At 73.5% G+C, this 16,712-nt stretch carries 18 protein-coding genes and 1 pseudogene; 12 read left to right on the forward strand and 7 right to left on the reverse strand.

From position 1 onward, the window contains the following. Nucleotides 1–8 precede the first annotated feature (8 nt). The gene (locus ACZ69I_RS12010; RefSeq protein WP_467675767.1) at nucleotides 9–401 is read right to left on the reverse strand and encodes a VOC family protein; all 393 of its coding nucleotides are present in this window, start codon (nucleotides 399–401) and stop codon (nucleotides 9–11) included. A gap of 83 nt (nucleotides 402–484) precedes the next feature. On the opposite strand from ACZ69I_RS12010, the gene ACZ69I_RS12015 reads away from it, so the two are divergent. After that, a complete protein-coding gene (locus ACZ69I_RS12015) occupies nucleotides 485–1,036 on the forward strand; it encodes a GNAT family N-acetyltransferase (RefSeq protein ID WP_467675765.1) in 552 nt (183 codons plus the stop codon). A gap of 30 nt (nucleotides 1,037–1,066) precedes the next feature. Here ACZ69I_RS12015 and ACZ69I_RS12020 read toward each other — a convergent pair whose 3' ends face one another. The 4 genes from ACZ69I_RS12020 to ACZ69I_RS12035 all read right to left on the reverse strand — a co-directional run bounded on the left by ACZ69I_RS12020 (nucleotide 1,067) and on the right by ACZ69I_RS12035 (nucleotide 4,402). Next, nucleotides 1,067–1,750, reverse strand: coding sequence for a glycerophosphodiester phosphodiesterase (locus ACZ69I_RS12020; protein WP_470831834.1), 684 nt, complete (start codon nucleotides 1,748–1,750; stop codon nucleotides 1,067–1,069). 77 nt (nucleotides 1,751–1,827) lie between these two features. Then, nucleotides 1,828–1,953: a hypothetical protein gene (locus ACZ69I_RS12025; protein WP_467675760.1), complete on the reverse strand. Its 126-nt coding sequence runs from the start codon at nucleotides 1,951–1,953 to the stop codon at nucleotides 1,828–1,830. Nucleotides 1,954–2,030: 77 nt separating this feature from the next. Further along, the gene (locus ACZ69I_RS12030) at nucleotides 2,031–2,660 is read right to left on the reverse strand and encodes a PadR family transcriptional regulator (protein WP_470831836.1); all 630 of its coding nucleotides are present in this window, start codon (nucleotides 2,658–2,660) and stop codon (nucleotides 2,031–2,033) included. Between the two features lie 194 nt (nucleotides 2,661–2,854). After that, nucleotides 2,855–4,402, reverse strand: coding sequence for a phosphatase PAP2 family protein (locus ACZ69I_RS12035; protein WP_470831837.1), 1,548 nt, complete (start codon nucleotides 4,400–4,402; stop codon nucleotides 2,855–2,857). Nucleotides 4,403–4,553: 151 nt separating this feature from the next. On the opposite strand from ACZ69I_RS12035, the gene ACZ69I_RS12040 reads away from it, so the two are divergent. The 4 genes from ACZ69I_RS12040 (at nucleotide 4,554) to ACZ69I_RS12055 (ending at nucleotide 7,535) form a co-directional block, all read left to right on the forward strand. Then, nucleotides 4,554–4,931, forward strand: coding sequence for a DUF488 domain-containing protein (locus ACZ69I_RS12040; RefSeq protein ID WP_467675754.1), 378 nt, complete (start codon nucleotides 4,554–4,556; stop codon nucleotides 4,929–4,931). Nucleotides 4,932–5,047: 116 nt separating this feature from the next. Then, nucleotides 5,048–5,842 (forward strand): SDR family NAD(P)-dependent oxidoreductase, encoded by a 795-nt coding sequence (locus ACZ69I_RS12045; protein WP_470831838.1) that lies wholly within the window; start codon nucleotides 5,048–5,050, stop codon nucleotides 5,840–5,842. Between the two features lie 158 nt (nucleotides 5,843–6,000). Next, entirely contained in the window at nucleotides 6,001–7,041 is a 1,041-nt protein-coding gene (locus ACZ69I_RS12050; RefSeq protein WP_470831840.1) for an alpha/beta fold hydrolase, read from the forward strand. A 101-nt stretch (nucleotides 7,042–7,142) separates the two neighbouring features. Next, entirely contained in the window at nucleotides 7,143–7,535 is a 393-nt protein-coding gene (locus tag ACZ69I_RS12055; RefSeq protein WP_467675748.1) for a hypothetical protein, read from the forward strand. A 43-nt stretch (nucleotides 7,536–7,578) separates the two neighbouring features. Here ACZ69I_RS12055 and ACZ69I_RS12060 read toward each other — a convergent pair whose 3' ends face one another. Continuing rightward, complete coding sequence (locus tag ACZ69I_RS12060) at nucleotides 7,579–8,376, reverse strand: helix-turn-helix domain-containing protein (protein WP_467675746.1); 798 nt, start codon at nucleotides 8,374–8,376, stop codon at nucleotides 7,579–7,581. Nucleotides 8,377–8,723: 347 nt separating this feature from the next. Here ACZ69I_RS12060 and ACZ69I_RS12065 point away from each other — a divergent pair. The 5 genes and pseudogenes from ACZ69I_RS12065 to ACZ69I_RS12085 all read left to right on the forward strand — a co-directional run. Further along, nucleotides 8,724–9,695 (forward strand): annotated as a pseudogene (locus tag ACZ69I_RS12065) (dihydroxyacetone kinase subunit DhaK); the annotation flags it as partial. Between the two features lie 111 nt (nucleotides 9,696–9,806). Beyond that, nucleotides 9,807–10,439, forward strand: coding sequence for a DAK2 domain-containing protein (locus tag ACZ69I_RS12070; protein WP_470832044.1), 633 nt, complete (start codon nucleotides 9,807–9,809; stop codon nucleotides 10,437–10,439). 52 nt (nucleotides 10,440–10,491) lie between these two features. Beyond that, nucleotides 10,492–11,376, forward strand: a complete 885-nt coding sequence (locus tag ACZ69I_RS12075) for a GNAT family N-acetyltransferase (protein ID WP_470831841.1) — start codon at nucleotides 10,492–10,494, stop codon at nucleotides 11,374–11,376. A gap of 84 nt (nucleotides 11,377–11,460) precedes the next feature. Then, entirely contained in the window at nucleotides 11,461–12,036 is a 576-nt protein-coding gene (locus ACZ69I_RS12080; protein WP_470831843.1) for a TetR/AcrR family transcriptional regulator, read from the forward strand. Nucleotides 12,037–12,115: 79 nt separating this feature from the next. Continuing rightward, nucleotides 12,116–13,315, forward strand: coding sequence for a GDSL-type esterase/lipase family protein (locus tag ACZ69I_RS12085; RefSeq protein ID WP_470831844.1), 1,200 nt, complete (start codon nucleotides 12,116–12,118; stop codon nucleotides 13,313–13,315). Between the two features lie 12 nt (nucleotides 13,316–13,327). Here ACZ69I_RS12085 and ACZ69I_RS12090 read toward each other — a convergent pair whose 3' ends face one another. After that, complete coding sequence (locus ACZ69I_RS12090; RefSeq protein WP_467675738.1) at nucleotides 13,328–14,137, reverse strand: ANTAR domain-containing protein; 810 nt, start codon at nucleotides 14,135–14,137, stop codon at nucleotides 13,328–13,330. A 398-nt stretch (nucleotides 14,138–14,535) separates the two neighbouring features. On the opposite strand from ACZ69I_RS12090, the gene ACZ69I_RS12095 reads away from it, so the two are divergent. Beyond that, on the forward strand, nucleotides 14,536–15,672 hold the full coding sequence (locus ACZ69I_RS12095) for an LLM class flavin-dependent oxidoreductase (protein ID WP_470831845.1): 1,137 nt from the start codon (nucleotides 14,536–14,538) through the stop codon (nucleotides 15,670–15,672). Then, entirely contained in the window at nucleotides 15,669–16,712 is a 1,044-nt protein-coding gene (locus tag ACZ69I_RS12100) for an alpha/beta hydrolase (protein WP_470831847.1), read from the forward strand. The genes ACZ69I_RS12095 and ACZ69I_RS12100 overlap by 4 nt, the downstream gene beginning before the upstream one ends.

Genomic DNA, 16,712 nt, shown 5'->3' on the forward strand with positions numbered 1-16,712 from the left:
AACCCGTGTCAGATGCCGGGCCGGTAGCGGATCGGGTGGTCGGGCGGGACCTCGACGAGCACGATCCTGACGCCGTCCGGATCCGCGATCCACATCTCGACGAGCCCCCACGGCTCCCGCAGCGGCGGGCGCAGCACCTCGACGCCGTTGCACAGCAGCTCGTCGTAGGCCACCCGTACGTCCGCCACCTGAAGCCACAGCTGCAGCCCCGGCGCGGGCGGGGCGTCGGCGCGGCCGGAGAGTTCGAGGAAGCCGCCGCCCAGGAAGTAGACGGTGCCGCGTTCGGGGCCCGTGCCGAACTCGCGGTACACGGCGAGGCCGAGCGCCTCGCCGTAGAAGGCGCGGGAACGCTCCGGGTCGGTGGGGTGCAGCAGGGTCCTGCCGCTCAGTACATGCACCATGCGGCCGCACCTTAGCCGCCACGGCCGGGGAGTTAGGCTCGGCGCAGCAACAGATCGCGCCAAGAATCGGGAGAGCCAGGTCCATGGACACCGCCCCGCGCCCCTCATCCGGCGAGCTCACCTACCGGGACGCCACCGCCGCCGACGTCGACGCACTGGTCGCGCTCATCGAGTCGGCGTACCGCGGGGACGCCAGCCGCGTCGGATGGACCACCGAGGCGGACCTCCTCGAAGGGCAGCGCACCGACCCGCGGGGCGTCGCCGAGGTCATCGAGTCGCCCGCGAGCCGGCTCCTCATCGTCGAGCGGACCGGCGAACTCATCGCCTGCTGCCAGCTCGAACACCGCGGTGACCACGCCTACTTCGGCATGTTCGCGGTGAGCCCGGCCCAGCAGGGCGCGGGTCTCGGCAAGGTGATCATCGCGGAGGCCGAGCGGGCCGCGCGCGAGACGTGGGGCGTGCGCGAGATGCACATGACCGTGATCGACGCCCGCGAGGACCTCATCGCCTGGTACGAGCGCCGCGGCTACCGCCGTACGGGAAAGACGACGCCCTTCCCGTACGGCGACGAGCGCTTCGGCATCCCGCAACGCGACGACCTGCGGTTCGAGCTGCTGATCAAACCGCTGGTCTGAGCGGAGGCCGGGTCCGGGCGGCGGGCGGGGTCACGCTGTGAAGCGGCCCGTCCGCTTGATCTCGGGGTAGTCGGTGGTCGCCCCGTCCAACTGCAGCGCCCGCACCAGGCGCAGATCGTCCTGCGTGTTCACGACCCAGCCGATGATCCGCAGGTCGGCCTTCCTGGCCCGCTCGACGATCTCAAGGGTCAGGCGCCGGATGTTGAGGACGAGGGTGGTCGCGCCGACGGCCGTCGCACGCTCCACCACATCCGTGCCGTAGCGGCTGGCGACGAGCGCGGTGCGCACGCCGGGGACGAGCCGCGCGATCTCGGCGACCGCCTCGTCGTGGAAGGAGAGCACCTCCACCCGGGCGACCAGATCGCGGCGGAGCATGACCTCGGCCAGGGCGCGCGCGGCCGCGACGTCCTTGATCTCGGCCTGCAGCGGCGCCTTCACGGCGTCCAGGACCTCGTCGAAGGTGGGGACGCGCTCCCCGCGGCCCGCGTCGAGCTCGCGCAGTTCGGCGAGGGTCTTCTCGGCGATCGGCCCCTTGCCGTCGGTCGTACGGGCCACGTCGGCGTCGTGCATGACGACCAGGGCGCCGTCCTTGCTCAGATGCAGATCCAGCTCGATGAGATCGAGGCCCGCCGCTTGCGCGGCGATGAAGGAACGAAGGGTGTTCTCGGGCTCGACGCCCATCACCCCGCGATGACCGATGGTGAGGAAGTTCAAGGTCCACTCGCTTCCGTCGACGGAGGCTCGGCGACCGCACGGCGAGGACGGAGGAAGCCGCGCGACAATGTCGCAGCCTAATGGCCCGACACGGTGAGCGAACCGTGCGGACGCGGGTCCGTCGAGCTGTCCGTTCTGGTTCCGGCGATGCCGAGGATGAGCCCGGTGATCAGGGCGGCGACCAGGACGGCGCGGGTGCTCATGGGGGCGCTGCTCCGTACGGAGGGGGACGGCTGACCCCGCCGTCCTACCGCTCCGAGCGCCACCGGGGCGAGTCGCTTCACCCGGGGGTGGGCGCGTCCTCGCCGCGTTGACGGGACCGGCGGGGAGCGGGGACGGCGGACGCCGTGGCGCCCTCCGCGGGCTCGGGCGCCTCCAGCGCGTCGAGGTCCACGAGCATCGCCTCGGCCAGCTCCACCTCCGCCTCCAGCCGCCGCTCGCTCCACCGCAGCGCCACCTCGGGGTGGGACCAGGCCCGCGCCCCGCCCGCCCGCGCGAGCGCGTCCCGCACCTCCTTGAGCTCGCCCTTCGTCTGCGCGATGTGCTCGGCGACCAGTGCGCGCAGCTGGTACGGCGCCGTGAGGTGCCCGAGCCAGACCCGCAGCAGCAGCGGATGCTTCAGGACGGGCGGCCCGGCGTCCTGGCCGCCGTCCGCCCAGGCGGCGAGCGCGGCGCGGCCCTCCTCGGTGATGGCGTACGACCGTTTCGTACGCGGCTCCTCGGGTCCCGAGCGGCGCGACGTGGCGTACCCGAGGGCCTCCAGGCGGCGCAGTTCGGAGTAGATCTGGCTGATCGCGGGGGACCAGTAAAAGAAGCGCAGCGAGGCGTCGGCCCACTTCTTGAGTTCGTAGCCAGTGCGCTCCCCGGGGAAGGAGAGCAGACCGAGGACCGCCCAGGCCGTCGGCGGCATCGGGCTTTCCTGCCGTGGTGACGGGGTGCGCGATGTCGTGCGACGGGCTGCCATAGGCCGCATTGAAGTGAACGGCACGCTCCGGGCGCAAGGCCCGGCAAGGCCCGCCACCGGTTCTCCGGGCCGCGGCGCGCGGCGGCGCCGAGCGTGCGTGCCGGGCGTCGGGGCGCAGGCGGGGGTTCAGAGACAGGCTCTCAACCCCGGGCGCCGCCCGGGCGGCGGTTCGCCGCCAGTGTCAGGGTGCGGGCCCGCTGCGCGATCTCGTCCAGCGGCGCGGCCGGACTGTAGACGGTCAGCGCGGCGCACCGCTTGTCCAGGAGCAGGGTGTCCGGCGCCGGGGCGGTCTCGCCGTCGTACGCGAGGGTCGCCACGTCCTCGAGACCGCCGAGCCTGAGCTCCTCGACCCGCTCGGTACGGAAGACCCGCGAGCGCCGCAGCGCACCGCCCAGCGCGGAGAGGGCGACCCGGGTACGGGCCAGCGTCGCCTCCGCGTCGACCGTGCGGACGTCGAGGAGACCGTCGTCCAGGCGCGGCCGGTGCGCGGGCGCGAGTCCGTCCGGCAGGTACTGGCCGTTGCCCGCGAAGAGCAGCCACAGGGCCCGCTCGTGACCGTCGAGCCGGATGCGCAGCGGCGCCGCCGTCCGCAGCACCTCCACGAACGACACGGCCGCCGCGGGCCACTTGCCGATGCGGCCCTCCAGCTTCTCGCGCTTGCGCACCAGATCCGGATAGAGCCCGATGCTGAAGGTGTTGACGAAACCGGCGACGTCCGCGCCGTCGCCGTCGCGCACCCGGGCCAGGTCCACGCGGACGGCCTCGCCGCGCTGCACGGCGTGCGCGGTGTCCTCGAAGGTGGGCGTGCCGGCGTCCAGGGCGAAGTGGTTGAGGGTGCCGCCGGGGAACACCGCCAGCGGGATCCCGGCGGCCGCGGCGCGGCGGGCCACGGCGTTCACCGTGCCGTCGCCGCCGCAGACACCGAGCACACCGCCCGGCCCTGCGGCCCGCTCCACCGCCTCGTCCAGCACCGCGTCGAGGTCGTCACCCGGCCCGCGCGCCAGGACCTCGGCCTTCGGCAGCAGCAGCTCCAGGTGTTCGCGCGCCGGGATGCGCCCCGGAACGCCCTTGCCCGCACCGGAGTTGAGGACCACGACCAGCCCTTCGCCGTCCGGCAGCGCGGGCGCCGCGACCCGGGTCCGGCGTTGCCGCGCGGGCGAGGGGCGCGGCGGCCACCAGTAGCAGGTGACCGCCGCGGCGGCCGCGCCGAGCGCGCAGCCCGCGAGCACGTCGCCGGGGTAGTGGACCCCCACGTACACCCGGGAGAAGGCGACGGCGGCGGCGACCGGGGCGAGCAGCGCGCCGTACCGGGGTGCCTCCAGGGCCACCCCCACGGCGAACGCCGTCGCGGACGCCGCGTGGCCGGACGGGAACGACGAGGTCCACGGCGCCTTGCCCAGGTGCCGGACCGCGGGGACCGCGGTCATGACGGGCCGACGGCGGCGGACGGCGTACTTGGCCACGGCGTTCGTGGTCACCGAGGCCAGCGCGAGGGCGCCCACCCCGCGCCGCGCGGCGCGCCGGGCCGCGGGGCCGCCGGCGGCCGCGAGCACGGCCGCCGAACCGAACCAGAGACGCCCGTGGTCGGCGGCGGCGCTGAGCGGCGGCAGCAGCCCCCCGCCCGGCAGCCGTGCCGACGCCACCCGTTCGAACCACCGCCGGTCGATGCTGCCGATGCGTCCTGTCATGGCCTCACTTGATCAGGGCGGCACGGCGGCGGCCCGCGATGGTCGCCCGAACGGGGTACACCCGCGCGTCGTTCCGGTGCCGGGCACCGGGTTGGCAGGGGCGCGAGGCCGCCCGCAGCCTTGAGGAGGACCCGACAGGACGGAGAACGCCATGACGCCGAGCCGCTCCCTCGACGTACAGGTCAAGCGTGTCTACGACGAGGCGTCGCCCGACGACGGCGCCCGCGTCCTGATCGACAGGCTGTGGCCGCGCGGGGTGTCCAAGGAACGGGCGGGCCTCGACGCGTGGGAGAAGGAGCTGGCCCCGTCGAACGAGCTGCGCCGCTGGTACGACCACGATCCCGAGCGCTACGAGGAGTTCGCCGAGCGCTACCGCCACGAGCTCACGGACCCGGACCCGTCCGCGGCACTCGACCGGCTGCGGTCCCGGGCCCGTGAGGGGCGCCTGACGCTCCTCACGGCGACGAAGGACCTTCCGCACGGGCACGTGCGGGTGCTCCTCGACGTGTTGGAGCGGCGGAAGGTGTGAGGGGTGAGGATGGGGGAGACCAGAGCAGAGGCACGTCAGGAACCGGTCAGGAACAGACCCACAATCCCGCCGGGAACGCACCCGGAATCCCACAGGCTCCCCAGGAGGTACGCACCGTGCTCGTCGACCTTTCCGGCAAGACCGCACTCGTCACCGGCTCGACCCAGGGAATCGGCGCGGCGATCGCCGCCGGTCTGGCGCGGGCGGGTGCCAGGGTGGCGGTCAACGGGCGCTCCCGCGCCTCCGTCGACACCGCGGTGGACCGTCTCAAGGGCGAGTGCGGCGGCGCCGAGTTCCTCGCGGCGCCCGGGGACATCTCCACCGACGAGGGCGCTGGTCAGGTCTACGACGCCGTGCCGCACGCGGACATCCTCGTCAACAACCTCGGCGTCTTCGGCGCCGAACCCGCCCTCGACATCAGCGACGACGAGTGGCGCCGCTACTTCGAGCTCAACGTCCTGACCGCGGTGCGGATGATCCGCCACTACCTCCCGGGCATGAAGGACCGCTCCTGGGGGCGCGTCCAGAACATCGCCAGCGACTCGGCGCTCGTCACACCCGCCGAGATGATGCACTACGGCATGTCGAAGACCGCGCTGCTCGCGGTCTCCCGGGGCTTCGCGAAGGAGGCGGCGGGCACCGGCGTCACGGTCAACTCCGTGATCGCGGGGCCGACGCACACCGGCGGCGTCGAGGACTTCGTCTACGAACTGGTCGACCGCGCGCTGCCCTGGGAGGAGGCGCAGCGGGAGTTCATGACCAAGCACCGCCCCCAGTCGCTGATCCAGCGGCTCATCGAGCCGGAGGAGATCGCGAACATGGTCGTCTACCTCAGCTCGCCGCTGGCGTCCGCCACGACGGGCGGGGCCGTGCGGGTCGACGGCGGGTACGTGGACTCGATCGTTCCGTAGCGGAGGCCGCTCACGAAGGCATGTCGGGTCCGGGCCCGGACCCGGCGACGCGAGTTTGCCGGATCGGCAAAGAACGTCGCTCCCGCGCCCGCCCGCGCCGGATGCTCGTCTCCGAAGCCGCCGAAGCCGCCGAAGCTGCCGGAGCCCCAGGAGGATCCATGAACGTCCCCCAGACCGCGCCCGCCACGAACCGCACGGAGCGCGCGTACCGCGCGGACCACCCGCACCACACGGACCGTACGCACCGCCTTGTCGCCACCCCCGCGGGCCGGACCCATCTGGTGGAGCAGGGCACCGGCCCCCTCGTTCTGTTGGTGCACGGCTTCCCGGAGTCCTGGTACTCCTGGCGCCACCAACTGCCGGTCCTGGCCGCGGCCGGTTACCGCGCGGTCGCCGTCGACGTGCGCGGCTACGGCCGTTCGTCCCGGCCGCCGGAGAGCGCCGCGTACCGGATGCTCGACCTCGTCGAGGACAACGCCGCCGTGGTGCGGGCGCTCGGCGAGGAGAGCGCGGTGATCGTCGGGCACGACTGGGGCGCGACCATCGCCGCGCACTCCGCCCTCGTGCGCCCCGACCTCTTCCGGGCGGTCGGCCTGCTGAGCGTCCCGTATACGCCGCCCGGCGGCCCGCGCCCCGGCGAGGTGTTCGCGGCGATGGGCGGTGACGAGGAGTTCTACGTCTCGTACTTCCAGGAGCCCGGTCGCGCCGAGGCGGAGATCGAGCCCGACGTGCGGGGCTGGCTCGCCGGCTTCTACGCCGCGCTCTCCGCCGACACCATGCCCGGTCCCGACGCGCCGGACCCGCACTTCGTGAGCCGCGGCGGTCGGCTGCGCGACCGTTGCCCCGCGGGCCGACTGCCCGGCTGGCTCGGCGAGCGGGATCTCGACGTCTATGCCGAGGAGTTCGAGAGGACCGGCCTGACCGGCGCCCTGGGCCGCTACCGGGCCATGGACCGGGACTGGGAGGACCTCAACCCCGGCTTCACGGGCGCCCCGATCACCCAGCCCTCCCTGTTCGTCGGCGGGGCCCTGGACGCCTCCACCACCTGGCTCGCGGACGCGATCGCGGCATTCCCCGAGACCCTGCCCGGCCTGCGCTCCTCGCACGTCCTCGACGGCTGCGGGCACTGGGTCCAGCAGGAACGCCCGGACGAGGTCAACGGGCTCCTGACCGAATGGCTCGCAGGCCTCCCCGACTGACCGTCACAGGGTGACGGGCGGGCGACAGGTGCGGGGGTGCGTGCGGGGTGAACGTCGTCGTTCGGCGTGGGCGGGGGAGAGCGAACGAAGTCAACAGGGCGGTGGCGGTCGTGCTGTGGCTGGTGGCGCTCGTCGCCTTCGCCGTGCCGCTGCGCCACGCCCTCCTCGCGACGCACACCTACCTGTCCGGGTACTGGGCGACGGTCACCGAGGGGGACGACCCCGAGGCCTTCGCCTGGCGGGACCCGGCGGGCCGCACGGTGCGGGGCGTCATCCAGGGCGTGCCGGAGGACGGCGTCCGGGACGAGGAGGGGGAGGGGACGAGCGACATCACCGGCGAGCGCGTCTGGGTGTCGCGGCGCGGCGAGGCCCATATCGGCGAGTCGCCCGCCGAGCAGGACATGGTCATCGGGTACGCGGGGACGGTCGTCGTCACGGGCATCGTGCTGCTTGTCCTGCGCGCCCAGCACCAGGCACGCGCGGAAGGCGGCTGAGCCGCCGGACGATTCGGTCGGGGGAGCGGGACGGACGGGCCCGTCAGGGGAACGTGACCGAGGGGTCCACGGGCGTGAGGACCAGCCAGCGCAGCGCCGTGTCGCCGAAGCGCCCGTAGGCCGTGATGCGCACGTCGACGGGGTCGGGCGCGACCAGCGGGAAGTACATCGGGCGCGGCTCGGCGTCGGCGGAGCCCCGGCCGTCGGCCGTGCGGTCCCACAGCTCGGCGACACCGGGCTCGCGCCGCACCGTCCGCACCACCTCGTCCAGGCGTTCGTTCTCCGGCCAGCGCTGCCAGGCGAGCCGCAGCCGCCCGAGCAGCGGGGCGGCCCACTTCGTGTCCCAGTCGCGCAGCTGGTAGCGGGCTTCGGGGGAGAACGCCCAGGTCATGGCGTTCGCGTCCGCGTGGGCCAGCCACGGGCAGTGGCGCGCGGCCACGGCGTTGGCGGCGACCACGTCCCAGGCCTGGTCGCAGATCCAGCTCACCCTGCGCTGCTGGTGCAGCAGGTCGAGCAGGGCGGCGTCCGGCCGGGCGTCGACGTCCCGCTGCCGCGGTGGCTGGTGGCCGGTGCCGCGGTACAGCGCCCTCGCCTGATGTGCGGAGAGGTCCAGGATCCGGGCGACCCCGGCGATCATCTCGCGCGCGTAGCCGCGGTCCTCGCCCCGCTCCAGGGCGCGGTACCAGCGCTCGGACACGCCGAGGAGCAGGGCCATGTCGAGCTGGGTGAGGTAGCTGCGATGGCCGCGGAAGGGCACGGGGCCGGGCAGCAGACCGGGGTCCCGCGCCATCCGCCAGGCGCGCAGCATCCGCCCCAGATCCTCGCGTCGCGCGTCCGGCAACTGTAAAGACCTCGCAAAGATGATGCTGTCGTACGGAGGGTGCCGCGCGCCCTTCCCGGATCGCCGCCCGGGCGGGTGCACGGTGTCAGCCTCGCACAAGGACACCAGGACCGGAACGCGGGAGTGCCGGTAGGCGAGGGTGCCGACCTTGGGGAGCGGCGGGCGGCCAAGGTGGGCCGCCCCACCACCCGGCACGGGCGGAACTCCGCGGTACCGGGTGGCCCGGGACGACGGTCGTTCCGCCGTGCCGGCCCGCCGTTCGTACGCACGTCCGTCGCCTGCGTACGCCGTTACGGGCCCGGCACGCGACGCCCGCGCCCGCCGACCGCACACCCACGGAGAACTCGATGAGCCACTTCCTTCCGGAGAACGACGCCGTCCTGACCGCGGCCCGAGGGCTGGCCCAGGCGCATGCCGGGCTGATCGAGGTGAACAGCAGCCCCCTCTACCTGCGGGCGCTCGACGCCGACCCGGCCCGCACGGTGGCCCTGGTCTCCGGCGGCGGCTCCGGGCACGAGCCACTGCACACCGGGCTCCTGGGCCGGGGCGGCCTGGACGCCGTCTGCCCCGGCGCGGTCTTCGCCTCCCCGCACAACCGGCAGATCTACGAGGCCAGCGCGGCGGCCGCCAAGAGCGACGGCGTGCTGCACATCGTGAAGAACTACACCGGCGACGTCATCAACTTCCAGATCGCCGCGGAGCGCCTGCGCCACGACGGCATCCCCGTCGCCACGGTCCTGGTCGACGACGACCTGGCCACCGACAGCGCGGACAGCGCCACCGGCCGCCGCGGCACGGCCGCCACCGTCGTCGTCGAGAAGCTCCTGGGCGCCGCGGCGGACAAGGGGGCGACGCTGGAGGAGCTCGCCGACCTGGGACGGCGGATCGTGGCCCGCTCCCGCAGCATCGCGGTCGCGGCCCGCGCCCAGACCTCGCCCACCACGCTGAGCCCCGCCTTCGCGCTGGACCAGGGCACCCTCGACTACGGCGTCGGGATCCACGGCGAGCGCGGCATCCGCACCATCGCACGGCCCGCGACCGGCGACCTCGTCCGGCGCATGACCGACGACCTCCTCGACGCGCTGCCCGAGGGACCCGCCGAGGTGCTCGCGCTCGTCAACGGCCTGGGCGCCACCACCGAGCTGGAGCTCAACGCCATCGCCGTGCTGCTCAGCGACGAGCTCACCGCCCGCGGCGTCCGCCCGGTGCTGGTCGTCCCCGGTACCTTCACCGCCGCCCTGGACATGGCGGGCTTCTCCCTCACCCTCACCCGGCTCGACGAGGGATGGGCGGAGCTGTGGACCGCCCTCACCCGGACCCCGCTGGTCCTCCCGCGCCCTTCGCTCGCCCCGGGCCCGCCCGCGCCGGCCGCCGAGCCGGCCGCGACGAGCTCGCCGGTACGCACGCCGCGCACGGGCGGCGACCGCGCGCTGCTCGACCACTACGCCCGCACCGTCACGCAGGTCCGCGACAACCTCACCAAGCTCGACCAGCTCGTCGGCGACGGCGACTTCGGCGACAACCTCGCCGGTGGCGTCCGGCGCGCGGTGAAGCTGGCCGACGAGACCGGCGCGGACGGCACGGCGGCCCTCGCCGACGCCTTCCTCAACGACGTCGGCGGCACCAGCGGCCCGCTGTTCGGCCTCCTCTTCCAGCACCTCGCCACCGCCTCCCCGGCGGACGGCGGATCGCCGCGGGTCGGCGCACTCGCGGAGGCCGCCGCGGGCGGATGCGCCGCCATCCACCGGGTGGGCGGCGCGAGCCCCGGCGACTGCACGCTGGTCGACGCCCTCGCCCCCGCCGCCGAGTCCCTGGCCGCCGCCCGCGATGCCGGCACCGAGGCGCCGCTGACCGAGGCCGCCCAGGCCGCCATCCGCGGCGCCCTGGCCACCGCGTCGCTGCGCCCCCGGCGCGGCCGCGCCAGCTACGTCGGGGACCACGCCCTCGGCGTCCCGGACCCCGGCGCCCTCGCGGTGGCCCTGCTCTTCATGGCCCTGGCGGACATCCACGAGCCCGCCACCGCGCCGCGCCTGCCCGCACCCGGTCACATCACGGTGGTCTGAGGTCGAGGCGCACCCCTGGTCCCGGCATCCACTCTCTGACTAAGGTCAGGGAATGGATGCCGGGCAGATCGATCAGGTACGGCGGTTCAACCGCACCGTCACCGAACGCGTGGGCGTGCTCCACGACCGCTACCTGGGCCGCGACCGGCCCATCGGCGAGGCGCGGCTCCTCTGGGAGATCGGTGAGCGGGGGCAGGACGTACGCAGGCTGCGCGAGCGCCTCGGACTCGACTCCGGCTACGTGAGCCGACTGCTGCGCGCCCTGGAGGCCGACGGCCTGGTGGCGGTGGAACCGCACCCCGGCGACCGCAGGGTCCGCACGGTCCGGCTGACCGACGCGGGGCGGGCCGAGCGCGCCCTGCTCGACGAGCGCAGTGACGAGCTCGCGGGCTCCCTCCTGAAGCCGCTCAACGGCGCGCAGCGCACCCGCCTCGTCGCCGCCATGGCCGAGGTCGACCGGCTGCTCACCGCCGCGACGGTCACCCTGGACGACGTCGACCCCGACCACCCGGACGCCCAGTACTGCCTGCGCTCCTACTTCACCGAACTGCAAGAGAGCTTCGACACCGGATTCGACCCCGCCCTGAGCCTGCTGCCCGACGCGGGCGGACTGCGGCCGCCGGGCGGACTCTTCCTGGTGGCGAGGGTGCACGGCGACCCCGTCGGCTGCGCCGGCCTCAAGCTGCCGCCCGGCTCCCCGGCCGAGATCAAGCGGATGTGGGTCGCGCCCGCGGCGCGCGGCCTCGGGCTCGGCCGCCGCCTTCTCGCCGAACTGGAGACGCTGGCCGCCCGGCACGGCAGCACCCTTCTGCGCCTCGACACCAACAAGGCGCTGGAGGCCGCGATCGGCCTCTACCACTCGTGCGGCTTCCGGGAGGTTCCCGCCTTCAACGACGAGCCGTACGCCCACCACTGGTTCGAGAAGACCCTCACATAGGCTTGATCAACCTATAAGCAAGAGAGATTTGCCTAAAGGCTTTAGGTAAATGCATACTCGTTCATGTCGAACGAGGAGAGCATCATGGTGCGCGTAGGACTGACCACGGAACGCCTGGTCCGGGCCGGGGCGGAGCTGGCCGACGAGGTCGGTTTCGACCAGGTCACCGTCTCGGCGCTCGCCCGCCGCTTCGACGTCAAGGTCGCGAGCCTCTACTCGCACGTGAAGAACTCCCAGGACCTCAAGACCGGGATTGCCCTGCTGGCCCTGGCCGAGCTGGCCGACCGGGGCGCCGACGCGCTCGCCGGACGGGCGGGCAAGGACGCCCTGGCCGCCCTCGCGAACGTCTACCGCGACTACGCCCAGGAGCATCCGGGCCGGTACGCCGCGGCCCAGTTCCGGCTCGCACCGGAGGCCGCCGCCGCGAGTGCGGGCGGTCGGCACGCGGAGATGACACGGGCGATCCTGCGCGGCTACGACCTGTCGGAACCGGACCAGACGCACGCGGTCCGTCTCCTCGGCAGTGTCTTCCACGGCTACGTGAGCCTGGAGCTCGCGGGCGGGTTCAGCCACAGCGCGCCCGGCTCGCAGGAGACCTGGACGCGCGTCATCGACGCCCTCGACGCCCTGCTGCGCAACTGGCCCGCGCCGACCGCGTAGCGCCTGTCCGACGACAGGCCCCGAGACCACCCGCATTGATCAACAGGTTGAGGCAATGAACACCGCAAGGAACACGGCAGTGCATACCGATCAACACTGGACCACCACCCCCGTCACCGCGGAGCTCCTGCGCGGGGCCCTCGACGTCGAGCGCACCGAGCACGGCGTGCTGCCGCACCGGCTGCCCGCCTGGGCCCGCGCGCAGAACAACGACGGCCAGCTGGCCATGGCCGAGTCCCAGCCCTCCGGCGTGCGCCTGGTGTTCCGTACCAGCGCCACCGCGGTCGAGCTCGACACGCTGCCCACCAAGCGGGTCTACGTGGGCGCCCCGCCCCGGCCGGACGGGGTCTACGAACTGCTCGTCGACGGCAGCCCGGTCGACCGCGCGAGCGCGTCCGGCGGCAACACCCTGACCATCGACATGTCCGCGGGGACCGCTGAGCGCACCGCCGGGCGACCCGGCACCGTGCGCTTCACCGAGCGGCTGCCCGACGGCATGAAGGACGTCGAGATCTGGCTGCCGCACAACGAGACCACCGAACTCCTCGCGCTGCGCACCGACGCTCCCGTGGAGCCCGCACCGGTCTCGGACCGCAAGGTGTGGCTGCACCACGGCAGTTCGATCAGCCACGGCTCCGACGCGGCGGGCCCCACCACCACCTGGCCCGCGCTCGCCGCCTCGCTCGGCGGCGTCGAGCTGATCAACCTGGGTCTGGCCGGCAGCGCCCTGCTCGATCCGTTCACCGCCCGCACCCTGCGGGACACCCCCGCCGACCTGATCAGCATCAAGATGGGAATCAACCTCGTCAACGCGGACGTGATGCGGTTGCGCGCCTTCACCCCGGCGATGCACGGCTTCCTGGACACGGTCCGTGAGGGGCACCTCGACACCCCGCTCCTGGTGGTCTCGCCGATCCTGTGCCCCATGCACGAGGACACCCCGGGACCCAGCGCTCCGGACCTCTCCGGCTTCAGCGAGGGCCGGGTCGTGTTCAGGGCCATGGGCGACCCGGCGGAACGGGCGGGCGGCAAGCTCACCCTCAACGTCATCCGCGACGAGCTGGCCCGGATCGTGCGGCAGCGGGCGGCCGACGACCCGAACCTGTACTACCTCGACGGCCGTGAGCTCTACGGCACCGAGGACGCCGCCGAACTGCCGCTGCCCGACCAGCTCCACCCGGACGCGGCCGCGCACCGCCGCATGGGGGAGCGGTTCGCCGAGCGGGCCTTCACGGCAGGAGGAGCCTTCGCCGAAGCGGTCTTCACGGCGGCCGGGTGAGTCACTCGGCCGCTACGCCCGGTGGGCGCGGGCCAGCCGGTGCAGGTCCTGCAGCGCGTCGATGAGCACGGTGTGCCGGTGCCACTTGATCCAGGAGCCGAGGGCGCGGCTCGCGCCGTCCAGCGCCCGCAGCTGCGTCTGGGTGAAGCCGACGAGGGGGCGGGCGTGGTGGGAGGAGATCACGCCGCGGACGATGTCCTGCTCGTCGACGAGGGGGATGCTGTGGCAGGCGCGGCTGCCGGAGGCGAGGATCACGCGCCGTGTGTCGTCGTCGAAACCGGCCGATGAGGCCACCTCTTTGACGGTGACCTGGTGGCTGGCCGCGGCCGCCCGGGAGCACGACGTGTTTCCGTCGACGAACGCGAAGTAGTCGGTGAACTGCCGGGGCAGACCCGCGTGCTTGGCCATGCGCAGGATGTCGTCCTCGACCAGCTGTACGTTCCCCATGTCCGTACCGGTGACGTCCATGACACGGCGCAGCGCGGCGCCGAGGACCTCGCCCTGGTTCGTCGCGTCGAGCGAGCCCGCCCGGAGCACGCCCAGGTCCGGGGTCGGCTGCTGCGCCCGCGCGACGGTCCACGCCGCGGCGCCCGGCGCCGGACCCGGTGTGCGGACGACCGCGGAGGCCAGCTGGTGCAGCTTGATGTTGGCCCGCTGGGAGGCCTGGCGCAGCAGCGCGAACGCCTCCTGCGGTCCCGCGAGCCGGTAGCGCTCGACCAGGATGCCCTCGGCCAGCGCGATCCTGGCGCGGGCACGCGCCTGGACCTGTAGCTCGAAGACCTGATCGCGAAGCTGTTCGGTGGTGGCTTTGAGCAGTTCCACCTCTGCCCTGGGCGACGGCACCCCCTGCGACGCGGACTGATCGTCTGGCGTGGGTGCGAACGGAACGGTCAATCTGTCTCCCATGGCGTCGCCCTGATCCGGCGTTCTCGTGGTTATGTGAGCGGCAGTGGCGCCGACGTGGTCATCGGCCTGGCCCGGATCCGATCACCGGAGGGGCCCGCCCTTCACACTTCCGTGACCGTAACGCGACCGGTTGCCGATGTCATGCTCCCCCCTGCTAACCAGCCGTCGGCGCAGGTGATTCCCGGACGCGGCCCGCTCGGGAAAAGGCCGTGCGGCAGCCCTTGCTTGTTCGTGATGTGACGACTAGTCATATAGCTCATCGAAATACAGGCCATGCCGTGCAGGCACTGAGGGCACCACACCCTGGAGGGCACGTGAAGTTCTCCGTCATCTTCGAGGCACAGCTCGCCGACCCGACCGTCGAACGGGAACACCGGCTCATCCACGACAGCGTCGACCAGGCCGTACTGGCCGAACAGATGGGTTTCGACCGCATATGGGCGGTAGAGCACCATTCACTCAAGTGGTACGCGCACATGAGCGCGCCGGAAATCTTCCTGACCTGGGTCGCCGCGCGCACCAGCACCATCAGGATCGGGCACGGCGTCGTCTGCATGCCGTTCCACTTCAACCATCCGGCGCGGGTCGCCGAACGCGCCGCCATGCTGGACCTGCTCTCCGGCGGGCGGCTCGACCTCGGCGCGGGCCGGGGCGGCACGGAGCAGGAGACGTCGCTGTGCGGGGTCGACAGGGACCGAACGGCGCAGGAGGTCGAGGAGGCGCTGAGGATCATCGGAAAGGCCTGGGAGAAGGAGGAGCTGGAACATCACGGCGAGCTCCTCGACATCGGCCCCCATCCGATCCTGCCGCGCCCCGCGCAGACCCCGCACCCGCCGCTCTTCCTCGCCTGCAGCAGGACCGAGACCCTGACGCAGGCCGCCGAACTCGGCATCGGCGCGCTCGTGATGGGCTTCGCGGGTCCCGAGTCGATCGCCGGAATGCGCCAGGCGTACGACGCCGCGATCGCCGCCCGCACCGACGCGCGGTTCGTGTCGAGCGTCGTCAATGACCACTTCTCCGTGCTCTGCCCGACGATCGTGCTCGACGACGGGGTGGCCGCGCGGCGCGTCGGCATCCGCGGGCAGCGGTTCTTCGCGCAGTCCATCGGGCACTGGTACGGCGGCGCGGGCATCCCCGACGAGGCGGTCGTCGAGGGCGGCGACGAGGCCGCCGAGATGCGCAGGGCGGCCGAACAGGTCGTCGCGCGGCTGCACGAGCACGACATTCCGGTGCGGCCCACCTCGACAGCCACGTTCAACGCCGACCACGCGTACGGCACCGCGGACGATGCCATCGCCTACGTGGAGCGCCTGCGCGACGCGGGGGCCGACGAGATCATGTGCCTCGTCCAGATGGGCACCGTCCCGCAGGAGGCCTGCATGGAGACCCTGCGGCAGTGGGGCGAAAAGGTCATCCCCCACTTCCGGCCCCGGGGAGCGGCCACGCCGTGACGCGACGGAACGACGCGGGCCCCGCCGGGGCGGCCGCGCCCGGCACCGACCGCCTCGACCCCCTGGCCAGGCCCCTCGTGGACGCCCTGACCGCCACCTTCCCCGACCTCGGCGGCACCGTCACCGACGCCGTCGAGGCGCGGCGGATCCTCGCCGCCGCACCCGCACCCGCGCCCGGTGCGGCCCGGCCCGCCGTCGGGCCGGTGGCGGACCGGACGGTTCCGGGGGTGCCGGGCACGCCCGCGATCCCGGTCCGTGTCTACCTCCCGGACCGGGAGCGGCACCCGGGACCCCGCCCGACGGTCGTCTTCCTCCACGGCGGCGGCTACACGCTCTGCGGGCTCGACTCCCACGACGCCACGGCCCGCCGCCTGGCCGCCGGGGCCGGCGCCGCCGTGGTCTCCGTCGGCTACCGCCTCGCGCCGGAACACCGCTTCCCGGCGGCCGTCGACGACGCGTACGCCGCACTGTGCTGGGCCGCGCGCGAAAGCGCCGTGCTCGGCGGCGATCCCCACGCGCTCGTCACCGCGGGGGACAGCAGCGGCGGCGGCCTCGCCACCGCCGTGACGCTCAGGGCGCGGGACGAGGACGGCCCCGCCGTGGCGCTGCAGGTGCTGCTCTACCCCGTACTGGACGCGGCCCAGGACACCACCTCGTACCGCGAGAACGCGCGCGGGTACTTCCTGGCCGCCGCACACATGCGCTGGTTCTGGCGGCAGTACCTCGGGCCCGGCGGGGACGGCACGCATCCCCTCGCCTCGCCGCCGCGCGCCGCCGACCTCACCGGGCTGCCGCCCGCGCACCTCGTCGTCGCGGGCTGCGACCCGCTGCGCGACGAGGGGCTGGACTACGCGGAGCGCCTGCGCACGTCCGGCGTGGCCGTCACCCTGGTCCACCGCCCGCGGATGTTCCACGGCTTCCTCGGCTTCCCGGGGTTGCTGCCCGACGCGAGGCAGGCCCTGGCGGGGGTGGCAAAGGCGATCGACTCCCTCGCTGCCCACAGGAAAAACAGCGGTGGAACAGGGGGTGGCGCAGGATAA

The organism is Streptomyces sp. NPDC036815 (assembly GCF_055609205.1).

Bases quoted from the DNA above. Each gene is read 5' to 3' on its own strand.
- ACZ69I_RS12010 (WP_467675767.1), bottom strand. From the start codon at position 401: ATGGTGCATGTACTGAGCGGCAGGACCCTGCTGCACCCCACCGACCCG.
- ACZ69I_RS12015 (WP_467675765.1), top strand. From the start codon at position 485: ATGGACACCGCCCCGCGCCCCTCATCCGGCGAGCTCACCTACCGGGAC.
- ACZ69I_RS12025 (WP_467675760.1), bottom strand. From the start codon at position 1,953: ATGAGCACCCGCGCCGTCCTGGTCGCCGCCCTGATCACCGGGCTCATC.
- ACZ69I_RS12030 (WP_470831836.1), bottom strand. From the start codon at position 2,660: ATGCCGCCGACGGCCTGGGCGGTCCTCGGTCTGCTCTCCTTCCCCGGG.
- ACZ69I_RS12035 (WP_470831837.1), bottom strand. From the start codon at position 4,402: ATGACAGGACGCATCGGCAGCATCGACCGGCGGTGGTTCGAACGGGTG.
- ACZ69I_RS12040 (WP_467675754.1), top strand. From the start codon at position 4,554: ATGACGCCGAGCCGCTCCCTCGACGTACAGGTCAAGCGTGTCTACGAC.
- ACZ69I_RS12050 (WP_470831840.1), top strand. From the start codon at position 6,001: ATGAACGTCCCCCAGACCGCGCCCGCCACGAACCGCACGGAGCGCGCG.
- ACZ69I_RS12075 (WP_470831841.1), top strand. From the start codon at position 10,492: ATGGATGCCGGGCAGATCGATCAGGTACGGCGGTTCAACCGCACCGTC.
- ACZ69I_RS12080 (WP_470831843.1), top strand. From the start codon at position 11,461: ATGGTGCGCGTAGGACTGACCACGGAACGCCTGGTCCGGGCCGGGGCG.